This window comes from Fluviicola taffensis DSM 16823 (genome assembly GCF_943372375.1).
Classification (GTDB): Bacteria; Bacteroidota; Bacteroidia; order Flavobacteriales_D; family Crocinitomicaceae; genus Fluviicola; species Fluviicola taffensis_A.
Genome location: NZ_CALRYJ010000003.1, coordinates 126,774 through 140,211, shown reverse-complemented (window position 1 = coordinate 140,211; position 13,438 = coordinate 126,774). Strand labels below are relative to the sequence as shown.

Here is a 13,438-nt window from a genome sequence, read left to right as displayed (position 1 = left end):
GTTAGCATGAGTAAGAATTTAGTAATAGTTGAGTCACCTGCAAAGGCAAAAACCATTGAAGGGTATTTAGGAAAGGACTTTACTGTAAAATCAAGTTTTGGACACGTGCGTGATTTGGCATCGAAAGGATTGGCGATTGATGTTGAGAATAACTTCGCCCCTGAATACGAAGTCAGTTCCGATAAGAAGGCGCTGGTCGCAGAATTGAAGAAATTAGCGAAGGAATCAGATGTGGTTTGGCTCGCTACCGATGAGGACCGTGAGGGAGAAGCTATTTCCTGGCATTTATACGAGACTTTAGGATTAGATAAAAAAGATACGAAACGAATCACATTCAACGAAATTACGAAAGGCGCGATTTTAAAAGCAATCGAAAATCCGCGTCAAATCAATAAACCATTAGTGGATGCACAGCAGGCGAGACGGGTATTGGACCGTTTGGTTGGTTTCGAACTTTCTCCGGTTTTGTGGAAAAAAGTAAGACCGAGTTTGTCTGCAGGTCGCGTACAATCCGTTGCAGTGCGATTGATTGTTGAGCGAGAAAAGGAAATTCAGAATTTTCATGCGGAAAGCTATTTCCGTGTCACAGGAGACTTCTTAAAAGGAAAAGAACGAATCAAGGCAGAACTTTCAAAAACGTTTGATAAAGAGGCGGATGCATCGGAATTTTTAACTCGATGTGCGGTTTACCCGCTTTCTGTTCAGGATGTACAAAAGAAACCTGCAAAGAAAACTCCCGCATCGCCATTTACAACGTCGACTTTACAGCAGGAGGCTTCTTTGAAATTGGGATTCTCCGTTTCAAGAACCATGCAGGTTGCACAAAGACTATACGAAGCTGGACATATCACTTACATGAGAACTGATTCCGTGAATTTATCGGAAACGGCAATGACCGGTGCGAAAAATGAAATCCTTTCGGCTTACGGAAAAGAATATTCCCATCCGACTAAATACACCAATAAGAATTCGAATGCACAAGAGGCTCACGAAGCCATCCGTCCGACCAATTTTGCCATGCATGCTTTAAGCTATGGTGAACGGGAAGAAGTGCGTTTGTATGATCTGATCTGGAAACGGTCGATTGCTTCTCAAATGAGCCATGCGGAATTGGAGCGGACAACGATTTCTATTGGAAACGAAAATATGAAAGAAGTTTTCCAGGCAAAAGGAGAAGTCATCAAATTTGACGGTTTCCTGAAAGTCTATTTGGAAACTAGCTTAGACGAAGACGAAAACGATAGTGAAACAGAAGGATTACTTCCCGCAGTTCAGGTTGGTGAGGAGTTGGTTAAAGATCACATCACAGCAACTCAACGTTTTTCAAGACCTTCAGCTCGCTATGTGGAAGCGTCTCTGGTAAAGAAATTAGAGGAATTGGGGATTGGACGTCCTTCCACTTATGCACCGACAATCTCGACCATTCAAAAAAGAGGGTATGTTGAAAAGCAGGAGCGTGAGGGAGAAAAAAGAGAGTATATCGTTTTAGAAATGAGCACTCCGACATTCGTGGAGAAGCAACTAAAGTCAGAGGTTACCGGTAAAGAAAAAAACAAATTATTCCCGACGGATATCGGGATGGTGGTGACGGATTTCCTGGTGGATCACTTTGGTGGAATCATGGATTATCACTTTACAGCTGAAGTGGAAGAGCAATTCGATGAGATCGCTCGTGGAAAAATGGAATGGACAGACATGTTGTCTTCATTCTACAAACCGTTTCATCTCAATGTGGAAGATACCCTGGAAAATTCTGATCGTGCTACAGGTGAGCGCGAGTTGGGAATTGATCCGGATTCAAATAAGAAAGTGATTGCACGTATCGGCCGTTTCGGACCCATGATCCAAATCGGTGACGAAAAAGAAGATGGAGATAAGCCGCGTTTTGCTTCTTTGTTAAGTACTCAGAGTATTCATACCATTTCGCTGAAGGAAGCACTTGATCTGTTCCAATTACCTAAAAGCTTGGGTGAATATAAAGGTCAGGCGGTGGAAGTTAATGTAGGTCGTTTTGGTCCGTACGTGAAATTTGGTGAGCAGTTTATTTCGCTTGCAAAAGGCGATGACCCGATGAGTTTTTCAATGGATCAAGCGATGGTACTCATTGATTCAAAATTACAGGCGGATGCACCAATTGGAATGGTGGATGGTTTACCTGTTCAAAAAGGGGTAGGTCGTTTCGGACCATTTATCAAATGGAACGGGATCTTTATCAATGTCAGCAAGAAATATGATTTTGATAATTTGACCCAACAGGACATTGAAATCCTGGTTGCTGAAAAGATTCAAAAGGATATTGATAAAGTGGTTCACGATTGGAAAGAAGAAGGTATTCGTGTTGAAAAGGCACGTTGGGGAAAATCGGTTATCTTGAAAGGTAAATTAAAGATTGAACTGGCAAGTACTGTCGATGCAGCAGCTCTTACTCTTGATAAAGTGAAAGAGATGATCGAGAAGAAAGCGCCAGCGAAAAAGAAAGCTCCTGCTAAGAAAGCGGCCGCTAAAAAGAAGTAAACATTATTGAAAATAGAATGAGAAAAGGTAGCTGAGCGTAGTCGAAGCTACCTTTTCCTTTTTCAATTCGTTGAGTTATTAACTTTTGACTCTTTATTCTTAATTCAAAGAGTGGTTTCGGCTATTCCTCATTCGGTTATTTTTGTCAAAAGACCTATTAGAATGAAGGATCTCTCTATTTATTTCAGTCCGATTGATACCAATGAAAGTCCGGTTTCAGAATCTTTGGGCGAGTTCATTGTCCGAAATGATGAATCAGGCTTCCCTGAAATAGATAAGGCAGGACTTGCATTGATCTATGTTCCTGAATTCAGAAATGGTGAGTCATCCCTGCATGGCGAGACAGATGATCGTTTCAGAAATCAACTCAACTCTTATTTTCCCGGAAGTAATTGGAACTTTAAAATCTATGATTTAGGAAATCTGATGCCGGGAGAAAGAGTGGAAGACACTTATTTCGCTTTGAGACAAGTGGTAGCGGAATTGGTTAAAAAATCAGTCGTTCCAGTTGTCATCGGTGGTTCTCAGGATTTGACTTATGCCATGTATCAAGGGTACGAGGAATTGGAACAGCTCATCAATGTGCTGAATATCGATTCTAAGCTGGATCTGGGAGACCCGGAGCTTCCGATCGGTAAAGATGCCTATGTAAGTAAATTGCTGATGCACAGACCTTGCTACCTCTTCAATTTATCTGTGATTGGTTATCAGACTCCGCTTGTGAAGGCATCGGAAATAGATCTGTTTGAAAAATTGTTTTTTGATGCGGTTCGTTTAGGGGAATTCAAGGCGGATTTCAGGATAGCGGAACCATTGCTTCGCAATACGGATTTGTTGAGCATCGACCTACAGGCCATCAAAGCATCCGATTTCAAGGGGAAATATTTCTCTCAACCAAATGGGTTGGATAATCAGGATATCTGCCAGATTGCAAAGTATGCAGGGATTTCAGATAAATTGACTTCAATCGGGTTATTTAACTTATTACCCGGTGATATTGCCGAAAGTGCACATGCGGAAATTGCACAGATCATCTGGTACTTTATTGATGGATATTCACAGCGGGTTGGAGACTTTCCAATCGGTTCAAAAAAGGAATATACCAAGTTCACCGTTTTTTTAGACGAAATAAATCACGATATTATATTTTACCGCAGCAATCGTTCTGAACGCTGGTGGATGGAGGTTCCTTATCCTCCGAAAGAAGGAATTAAATACGAAAGACACCACATGGTTCCATGCGATAAGTCGCAGTATAGCAACGCATTGAATGGCGACATACCCAACCTGTGGTGGAAGACATATCAAAAACTGGGGTAACCTTTTCTCAGTTGTTTCGTAACAGGAGTTTGTGTTAAATATTTATCTCTTCAACATTTCATTGTGGAAAAGATGGATTGATTGCATTAAAAAATTTTGTTTGTTCTAAAAAATACTTATTTTAGTCGCCAATTGGCTAAAATTTGTTAAAGCCAAGCATGTTAAAACCATAATTAGGACCCTTTAATATGAATAAAACGTTACGTATTTTATCAGCGTTCGTGTTGTGTTCTTTCGGAGCTTCTGCTCAGCAAGATATCGCACTTACACATTTTATCTACAATAAGTTCGCCATCAACCCGGGTGCGACTGGTATAGAAGAAGGGTTGTGTGGAAATTTGATTTATCGCAATCAGTGGGATAAAGTGAATGGTGCACCGAATTCTGTAGTCTTTAATGCTGAGGTAAACATGGAGAGCTTTGGTAAATGGACCGGAGGTTTTGGTTTGAACTTCACGCACGATGCTATTGGTTTTAACCGTCAAAACAATGTGATGCTGAATTATTCGCATCATCTTCCGTTGGGTGATGGTAAGCTAGGTATCGGATTGGGTGTAGGAATGGTGAATTTTGGTATGAATCCGACTTGGGTTGGGCCTCAGACACAAATTGACCCGACTTTCCCAGGTGCTAGTTCTGCAATTACATTCGATTTGAACTTTGGTATCTATTACCGTGCTCAGAATTGGTTCGCCGGATTGTCGTCAAGTCACTTGCAAGCTTCGGCTTTGAATTTGACAAGTTCAGTTCCTCCTTTGACAGGTGGTACAGGTACTGTTCCTTACGATTTGGCACGTCACTACTATGCAATGGGTGGATATACATTCAGAGGTATTGGGCAAAAAGGTTCAATCGATGTGCAAGGTACATTGCAAACAGATTTATTGAAATATTCAGGTAATCTTAATGCACGCTATATTTATGATGGCTTTCTTTACGGAGGATTAGGTTTTAGAAATAGCGATGCTGTTTCCGTGTTATTGGGATATAGACCTTTTGATATCAGAAAACAAAAAGCACGAATGTTTATGTGGGTTGGTTATTCTTATGATATCACAATTGGAAGATTGTCAAAGATTTCGAATGGTACTCATGAGATTGCGCTTAAGTTTTGTTATATTCCTATTATACCAATTACGAAGGCACATCATCCAAAATGGTTGTAAAATCAAAAAAAAATTACAAATCTTTGTAACCATTTTTTATTCGATTCCGTTATATCGCAAAATTGATCCTGTAGAATGTTAACGATAAATCCGGAACTGTAAAATTGAACTAGAATGAAAAAACTGTTGTTTATCGGTTTAATTGGGGCCTTCATTGCCTCTTGTAGCTCACGTACTGGTCACTTAATGGGTGCTTCAGGACGTAGAGTCTATCAACCTGAGATTCCTCTTGGAATGGTATATATTCCATCGGGATCCTATATCATGGGGGAAAATGATCAGGATGTGCCTTTCTTGCACCAAACTCGTGCAAAGACGGTTTCGGTTCAGGCGTTTTATATTGATCAAACTGAGATCACGAATAACGAGTATCGTCAATTCGTGGAGTGGGTTAGAGACTCAATGGCGCGTGAACGTATTTACTCCGGATTAGAGGAAGACGAAGAAGCTTCCCGTTACATCAATTACGAAGATATGTATTTTGATGAAGGAGCTTTGGAAACTGTCGAATTCGAGCCTTCTGACCGTGATGTCAATCGTGCGATATTTGCATTGAACTGGGATCGTAGATTTTCCTACGATGATCCGGAGTTGATGCCTTTATTGGCTGATATGTACTATCCGCAACCGGAGCGTTTCTACAAACGTCGTGAATTTGATACGCGAAAATTGAATTTCAAGTATTATTGGATCGATTTGAGAGAGGCTGCTAAACGAGGTCGTATTGAGATTGTTCACAATGGAGTAGACAAGGATGGAAATGAGATCAGTCCGGAACACCGTGATTTGAATACACCTCAGCATCCGTTTACGGAAGAGCCTCAAGGTTTGGATAAGGATTTGAGTTATTTCAATAAGAAAGGTCAAAGTACAGGTCTTCGTGGTCATGAGAATCGTCAACGTTTTATCATTGATGAGGAGATCAACGTATATCCGGATACATTGGTATGGGTTCGTGACTTTACTTATGCATTCCACGATCCAATGACGAATATGTATTTCTGGCATCCAGCATACGATAACTACCCGGTTATTGGTATCACATGGGTTCAGGCAAAAGCATTTTCTATCTGGAGAACACAATTGCTAAACAACTGGTTGCAGGCAATGGGAGATTTATTCGTGAATGACTTCCGTTTACCGACTGAAGCAGAATGGGAAAGAGCAGCACGTGGTGATTTGAATAATTCACCATATCCTTGGGGAGGTCCTTATATCCGTAACCAAAGTGGATGTTTCTTGGGTAACTTTAAACCAATGAGAGGTCGTTATTTTGAAGACGGAGGTTTCCATACGGTAAAAGCTTACTCTTATAATCCGAATGGATGGGGTCTGTATTGTATGGCAGGTAACGTTTCAGAATGGTGTGAAACAGCTTATGACGAAGCAATGTATGAGTTCTCTCATGACTTGAATACGGAATACAGATATGATGCAATGGACTGGGATCCGCCAGCAATGAAACGTAAAGTTATCCGCGGTGGTTCTTGGAAAGATGTCGGATATTATTTGCAAACATCAACTCGTACTTACGAGTATCAAGATACGGCTAAATCGTACGTCGGGTTCCGAAATGTGGCAACACACTTAGGTCGTGGTGGACGTGACTTCTCCAAAGAAGGTGGCGAAGAAATTCGTAGCGATATCCAACTTCGCTAGGAATAAACAAACAATTACAAAACAATAAATTTGGTTAAACCTAAAAAACAAAGAAAACTATGAAACCAGGAAGTAAAGGATGGAAAAAGTTTATGGCGAAATTATACGGTTTCGGTGCGGCAGTCGTAATCGTAGGAGCCTTATTTAAAATTCAACACTGGCCATTTGCATCAGCGATGTTGATCGTTGGTCTTGGTACGGAAGCGTTGATTTTCATTTTCTCGGCATTTGAACCGATTCATGAAGATCCAAATTGGGAGCTTGTTTACCCGGAATTGGCTTTCGCACACAGTGATGATTTAGATCACGATGCTTTACCTGCGGCAGGAGGAAGAGGAGGAAGAAATTCTGGCGGATCTGGAATTACTGAGCACTTGGACAAAATGTTGGAGGAAGCAAAAATCGACGGTCAATTATTAGAGCGTTTAGGAGATGGAATGCGCCAATTAGGAGAAAATGCTTCTCAATTGAAAGGTGTAACATCAGCAGCAGCGGCAACTGACTCTTATGTTTCTTCATTACAAGCGGCATCTGATAAAGTTTCTTCATTGTCTGAAGCATACGAAAGAGCATCTGTTTCTATTTCAGGTATGACTTCAAACACGCAAGAAGGTGAATCATTCGGAGAACAAATGCAAAAAGTTTCTAAAAACTTGGCAGCTTTGAACAACGTATACGAATTACAATTGAAAGGTTCTTCTGCACATTTGGAAGCAACTGAGAAATTCCAAGGTCAAGTAACTGAAATGATGAAGAACTTATCTGATTCAGCTGAAGATACTCGTCTATACAAAGAAAATATGGCAATGTTGTCTAAAAACTTAACTGATTTGAATGCAGTTTATGGCAACATGTTGAAAGCTATGACAATTTCTAGAGACTAATCAATCGGTTAGTCGATAGTTACTTTATTAACATTGAATATTACTAACAAGTAAACCAATAAAATTTAGAAGTCATGGCAGGTGGAAAAGAAACCCCAAGACAGAAGATGATCGGTATGATGTACTTAGTACTTACCGCACTTCTGGCACTTAATGTATCAAAGGCTATTCTGGATGCCTTCGTAGCCATCGAAGAAAATATTCAAATTTCAAACTTGAATGAATATGGTCGTGGTCAAGAGAAAAAAACAGACTTAAAAGAAGTTGCTGAGGATAAATCAAATCCGGAAGCAATGAAAAAGGCAATCGCTTTGATGAAGGTTGTCGAGCAAATCGATAAAATGACCGCAGAACAAGTTAAGTTAATTGACGACTTGAAAATCGAAATTTTAGAGAAATGTGGTGAAAAAACGAAAGAAGTAGGTCCTGAATTTTTGATTACAAAGGCTTACGATACGAAGGATCCATTGAAACCAATCCGAATGAACTTGATGAAAGTTGACGGAAAGGATAAATACGATGAGCCAATGGAAGTAATGGGTATCGCTGAAGATATCAAGAAACCGACAGGTAACGGTATGAAACTATGGGATAGTTACCTGAAGTATCGTGGAGATTTGTCGGAGTTAATTGCTTCATCGTCAACTTCAAAGGAGAAAAAGTACTCGTTTAAGGACCCGGATATCAGAAATTCAAAAGATTTCGCAGATATCAAAAAACAATTGGCTCCTGCATTGAAAACAGTTGCTCCGGATGATCAGGAAGCATTGATTAAAATTTATTCTTCATTGACTAAGCAAGAGATTGCTGACATGCATGAAGGTGAAATTAAAGATGTACACTGGATCGGTCGTACTTTTGACCACTCTCCTTCGGTAGCTGCTATTGCTTCTTTGTCTTCTTTGCAAAAAGAGATTTTGACGGCTCGTGCAGATGCAGTTGCTTTGATTCGTGGTCGTGTAGGTGGAGGTGAATACTCTTTCAACAAGATTATGGCATTGGCTTACGGTCCTGAAGTTGTGAATCAAAATGAAGAAGTAGAAGTTCAAGTATTGATGGCTGCTTTCGATTCAGACAAACAACCGATGGTAACTATTGGAGGTGCTAACGTACCGAAAAGTGACATCAGCGACGGTAAGGCGACAATCAAAACAAAATCAGGTTCTACTGAAATGAACTTGAGCGGAACAATTACAATCCTGAACAAATCAGGTATTCCGAAAACATTGCCTTGGGAAAAGAAAATTACGGTTATGAAACCGCAAGGAACAGTTTCCCTTCCTGAATTGAATGTATTGTACAAAGGATACAACAACGTTGTAGAAGGTGTTGCTTCCGGGTATGATCAAACAATCTTGACAGGACAAGGTGTGACTTTAACTAAATCAGGAAAAGGATACATCGGTCGTGTAGGTGGTGCTGGAAGAACAGCTAAGATTTCCATCTCAGGAAAAAGTACAAAAACAAACAAAACGGTTTCTTTGGGATCATTTGAATTCCGCGTAATGAACTTGCCTCCTCCATCATTGTTCTTCGGAGCTACTGAAGATGGTGGTAAAGCTTCTAAAGCAGAAACACGTTTGTTTGCACGTTATTCTGATAGTCCATTGAAGGCTGAATTCGTAGTTCAATCTTGGGAATTAAACGTTGCTGGTGCTCCTCGTCCTGCTAAAGGATCCGGAAACACTTTGAACGCGGATGGAATTAGCTTAATGAGACAAGCAAAACCAGGATCTAGTATCAGCTTTATGACTATGGTTAAAGGGCCGGACGGAATCCTACGTAAGAAAAGTGGTGTGTTTACCATTTAATAAAATAAATAAATAATAGAGTGTCAATCATGAAACGTTTAGTTCTATTAAGTACCTTGTTTGCTGGTTCGTTGTTAACGAACGCGCAAGAGATCAATGGTGGACCAGTGAATGTTCCTCAGGCGGATGTAATCGATGGGGTGTATATGACAGAACATATACCTACCAAAAGAATGATTTCCTATGAGTTTGTTCGAGAAGCTGATGTAGTCTGGAGTCATCGTGTTTGGCGCATGATTGATATGCGTGAAAAAATGAATCACCCGATTTATTTACCGTTTGATTATCACACGCCATCAGGTCAGTATGTAAGAAATACGAGCCGTTGGTCATTGTGGACAATTATGCGTCACCATATCGTCAATGGAGATTTGAAAGTGTTTTCACCTTATAATCCATATCAGTTTGATATGTTAGATGGAGATCAGTTCAAGTATCCAATCGTACCTGAAGCGGGTAAGAATTATTATACTGATTCTTTATTCCGTGACAAAGTATTCTATTATTTAGGAAAATTAGGTGCGCAAAGTGATGTTCCATTGACAAACGAATTTGGAGATCCGATTGAAATCACACTTCCTGATGGAACGATTACTTTCAAATACCCGCCAGCTGACACGATGTGGATTGACTCTGAGCAAATTGTTCAGTACCGCATTAAAGAAGATTGGTTCTTTGACAAGGAAAGATCTGTATTGGATGTGCGTATTTTAGGAATTGCACCGGTTGTATACAGAGAAGAGGTTTCTCCAACAGGAGGTAAAACAATTACCGGAATGGATGAGAAATTCTGGTTGTACTTCCCTCATTGTCGTTACATTTTAGCTAACTACTTTGTGTACAATGAAAAGAATGACGCGCAATGGCAAAGCTTTGATGATTTGTTCTGGCAACGTCGTTTTACTAGTACGATATATCGAGAAAGTAACGTATTCGATCGCGAGATTGATAGTTACAAAACGGGTGTAGATGCACTAATGGAATCTGAAAAGATTACAGAAGAGATTAGAAACTTCGAACACGATGTTTGGAACTTCTAATTGAAAAAATAGAAAAGCCCCGATTTGCAAATGCGAGTCGGGGCTTTTTGTTTATAACTAATTGGTTAACAGATGTAACCAAGCTCCGGGTTTTGCGCTATCATGAAAACCCAAGCCATGAGAAAATATACCTTTATCCTCTTGCTCGCCGCAATCAACCAAGTGAATGCGCAATGCGAATCAACCGATTTTCTGTCCTTAACACCGGTTTTGGATTACCCTTATGTGAAAGAACACATCCTGACCAAAAGAACGATTCCTTATGAGTATGTCCGTGAAGCGGATGTTGTCTGGAGTAAACGTGTTTGGCGGGAAATAGACCTGCGGGAGAAAATCAATCATCCCTTGTATTATCCTTTTGATTACCACACTCCGTCCGGACAGTACGTCAGAAACACGAATTGTTGGTCTTTGTGGACAATCATGCGCCATCATATCATGCAAGGTGAATTAAAGATCTTTTCAGCTTATAATCCCTATCAATTCGATGTGGTGGATGGTGACCAGTTTAAATATCCGATTGCTCCGAAAGCTGGGGGGAACTATTGTAATGACTCTATATTCAGAAACGAGATTTTTTACTACTTGGGCAAATTAGGACCGGAACCCGAAAGACCTTACTCGACTATTTATGGAGATGATTCCACTGCTATTATAAATGGAGTCGAGCAGTTCATTTATCCTCCGAGAGATACATCCTGGATAGATTCGGAACACATTGTGAAATACCTGATCAAGGAAGATTGGTTTTTCGATAAGGAGCGTTCTGTGATGGATGTCCGAATCATGGGAATTGCACCGGTGGTATTGAAAGAAGAAATAGCACCGAATGGTCAAAAGATGATTTCTGGATTGGAAACCAAGTTTTGGATTTACTTTCCGCATCTGAGATACCTGTTGACGAATTATTATGTGTATAACGATAAGAATGATGCTCAATGGATGAGTTACGATGACTTATTTTGGAAGAGAAGATTTTCCAGCACGGTCTATAAGGAAAGTAATGTGTTCGACCGGTCGATAGACAGCTACCGGACAGGAGTGGATGCCTTGCAGGAGTCTGCCGATATCATTGAAAGCATCCGGACCTTTGAGCAGGATGTCTGGAATTTTTAAATAGCAATACTGTCCGCTTCGGCGGACATTTTTTTTGCCTCCATGTTACTTATCGAAAAAATGACATTCGATTAGTATAACCCTAAAATTTAAATCATGGCTGGAGGAAAAGAAACACCGAGACAAAAGATGATTGGAATGATGTACTTGGTACTCACCGCACTTTTGGCATTGAACGTATCAAAAACAATCCTGGATGCGTTTGTTGCGATTGAGGAGAATACTCAAAAATCAAATGGAATGCAAGTGGACAGAGGTTCCGAGTTTATTTCGGATATCTCGGATGAAATTGCATCTACTAATGGCAAAGAGAACGCTGAAAAGCTTCGGAAACTGAAAAAGGTGATGAAGCAAATGAAGGCGGTTGATCAACTTTCCGCTAGCTTGATCCAGGAAATAGACCAGGTGAAAATGGAACTGTTGAGAGAGTCCGGAGAAGATATCACTCAAATCAAACGTGACGACCAAAAAACCATCATTTGGGAGAAAGGAAAAGATTGCAGACCTACCCGCATGAACCTGATGGCTGTTGAGGCAAAGGATCAATACGATATTCCAATGCACATTCTGATTGGTGATGACATAAAAAATCCAACAGGAAAAGGAAAGAATATTTGGGATGATTTCAATAGTTTCCGCTCCAAATTGATCCAAACTACCGGAACTTACAAAGAAGGAAATAAATCATTTTCAATTAATCCGAAAGCAATCAATGATTTTAAGGACAATAAAGATTTGAAAAAGCAGGTTGATCAGATGCTTAAATCATCCAAAGCAAATTTGAGAGACGATGAGGAAGTCCTTGCTTCCATTTATATGAATCTGACCAAGCCGGAACGTGTTACACAAAATGAGATATCGGGAGTTCACTGGATCGGACAGACTTTTGATCATGCTCCTTTGGTTGCTGCTTTGGCTTCCCTTTCTTCCATGCAGCAGGATGTTCTTTCGGCTCGTTCTTTGGCTTTGGCACATTTGAAGTCAAAAGTCTCTACCGGAGAATATTCCTTCAATAAAATTGTAGGGCTGGTTTACGGACCGGAGATCGCAAATGGAGGCGACGAAGTGGAGTTGAATGTGATGATGGCTGCTTTTGATTCAGATAATCAACCGACAGTGACTTACAATGGATCATCCTTCTTAGGTTCGGAAGGAAAAGGACAGATTCGAACAAAAGTGGGTGCTAGTGGTGAAATGGTGTTGAAAGGAACGGTTTCCATCAAGAACAAATCCGGTCAGGTGAAAACGGAAGACTGGACGCACACTGTAAAGATCATGAAGCCGCAAGGAACAGTGTCATTGCCTAAATTGAATGTACTTTACAAAGGCTTTGATAATGTGATTGAAGGTGTGGCATCCGGTTATGATCAAACAGTATTGGTTGGAAGTGGAGTAAATCTGACAAAATCGGTGAATCCGAATCAGCATATTGCAAGAGTCACAGGAGCTGGTAAAACAGCTGCTATAGATATTTATGGGGTGAATTCGCTTTCAAAGAAAAAAGTAAAACTGGGAAGCTACTCGTTTCGTGTGATGATGCTTCCAAATCCGGAATTTTTCTTTGGTGCAGTTCCGGAAGGAGGAAAGATTTCAACTGCTGAAACCCGTTTATTTGTAAAGTATACGAATAGTCCCTTGGACGCGAAATTTACGATTATGAATTGGGAAATGTCTATGAACACAGCTCCAAGAACTGAGAAGGGAAAAGGAAATCAAATTTCTCCTGAAGCAACCAAATTATTAAGACAGGGAAAAACTGGAACAATCGTTACGTTCAAGACGGAAATCATGGGGCCAGATCAAATTCTAAGAAAGAAACTGGCATCATTTGTTCTTTAAGATGAAAAAGTAAGGGCTGAAAATTTTCGGCCCTACTTTTTATCCAATTGTTTGAACTCTTTGAACTGTTGAACATATTTCTCAGACTT

General features: G+C 40.3%; 9 protein-coding genes. All 9 read left to right on the top strand.

Annotated elements, in window-relative coordinates; all coding sequences use genetic code 11:
- Nucleotides 1–6: 6 nt before the first annotated feature.
- Entirely contained in the window at nucleotides 7–2,514 is a 2,508-nt protein-coding gene (topA, locus tag AAG807_RS06355) for a type I DNA topoisomerase (RefSeq protein ID WP_341901703.1), read from the top strand.
- Nucleotides 2,515–2,676: 162 nt separating this feature from the next.
- Nucleotides 2,677–3,834: a formimidoylglutamase gene (locus tag AAG807_RS06350; RefSeq protein WP_341901701.1), complete on the top strand. Its 1,158-nt coding sequence runs from the start codon at nucleotides 2,677–2,679 to the stop codon at nucleotides 3,832–3,834.
- A gap of 188 nt (nucleotides 3,835–4,022) precedes the next feature.
- Nucleotides 4,023–5,000 carry a PorP/SprF family type IX secretion system membrane protein gene (locus AAG807_RS06345; RefSeq protein WP_341901700.1) on the top strand — a complete coding sequence of 326 codons (978 nt, stop codon included), beginning with the start codon at nucleotides 4,023–4,025 and terminating at the stop codon, nucleotides 4,998–5,000.
- Nucleotides 5,001–5,114: 114 nt separating this feature from the next.
- Nucleotides 5,115–6,659, top strand: a complete 1,545-nt coding sequence (locus tag AAG807_RS06340; protein ID WP_341901698.1) for an SUMF1/EgtB/PvdO family nonheme iron enzyme — start codon at nucleotides 5,115–5,117, stop codon at nucleotides 6,657–6,659.
- A gap of 59 nt (nucleotides 6,660–6,718) precedes the next feature.
- Nucleotides 6,719–7,543, top strand: coding sequence for a gliding motility protein GldL (gldL, locus tag AAG807_RS06335; protein ID WP_341901696.1), 825 nt, complete (start codon nucleotides 6,719–6,721; stop codon nucleotides 7,541–7,543).
- A gap of 74 nt (nucleotides 7,544–7,617) precedes the next feature.
- A complete protein-coding gene (locus tag AAG807_RS06330) occupies nucleotides 7,618–9,354 on the top strand; it encodes a GldM family protein (protein ID WP_341901694.1) in 1,737 nt (578 codons plus the stop codon).
- Nucleotides 9,355–9,383: 29 nt separating this feature from the next.
- The gene (gldN, locus tag AAG807_RS06325; protein WP_341901693.1) at nucleotides 9,384–10,394 is read left to right on the top strand and encodes a gliding motility protein GldN; all 1,011 of its coding nucleotides are present in this window, start codon (nucleotides 9,384–9,386) and stop codon (nucleotides 10,392–10,394) included.
- A 117-nt stretch (nucleotides 10,395–10,511) separates the two neighbouring features.
- Nucleotides 10,512–11,510 (top strand): gliding motility protein GldN, encoded by a 999-nt coding sequence (gene gldN / locus AAG807_RS06320; protein ID WP_341901692.1) that lies wholly within the window; start codon nucleotides 10,512–10,514, stop codon nucleotides 11,508–11,510.
- A gap of 96 nt (nucleotides 11,511–11,606) precedes the next feature.
- Complete coding sequence (locus AAG807_RS06315) at nucleotides 11,607–13,349, top strand: hypothetical protein (protein ID WP_341901691.1); 1,743 nt, start codon at nucleotides 11,607–11,609, stop codon at nucleotides 13,347–13,349.
- Nucleotides 13,350–13,438: the final 89 nt, after the last annotated feature.

Bases quoted from the DNA above. Each gene is read 5' to 3' on its own strand.
- topA (WP_341901703.1), top strand. From the start codon at position 7: ATGAGTAAGAATTTAGTAATAGTTGAGTCACCTGCAAAGGCAAAAACC.
- AAG807_RS06350 (WP_341901701.1), top strand. From the start codon at position 2,677: ATGAAGGATCTCTCTATTTATTTCAGTCCGATTGATACCAATGAAAGT.
- AAG807_RS06345 (WP_341901700.1), top strand. From the start codon at position 4,023: ATGAATAAAACGTTACGTATTTTATCAGCGTTCGTGTTGTGTTCTTTC.
- AAG807_RS06340 (WP_341901698.1), top strand. From the start codon at position 5,115: ATGAAAAAACTGTTGTTTATCGGTTTAATTGGGGCCTTCATTGCCTCT.
- gldL (WP_341901696.1), top strand. From the start codon at position 6,719: ATGAAACCAGGAAGTAAAGGATGGAAAAAGTTTATGGCGAAATTATAC.
- AAG807_RS06330 (WP_341901694.1), top strand. From the start codon at position 7,618: ATGGCAGGTGGAAAAGAAACCCCAAGACAGAAGATGATCGGTATGATG.
- gldN (WP_341901693.1), top strand. From the start codon at position 9,384: ATGAAACGTTTAGTTCTATTAAGTACCTTGTTTGCTGGTTCGTTGTTA.
- gldN (WP_341901692.1), top strand. From the start codon at position 10,512: ATGAGAAAATATACCTTTATCCTCTTGCTCGCCGCAATCAACCAAGTG.
- AAG807_RS06315 (WP_341901691.1), top strand. From the start codon at position 11,607: ATGGCTGGAGGAAAAGAAACACCGAGACAAAAGATGATTGGAATGATG.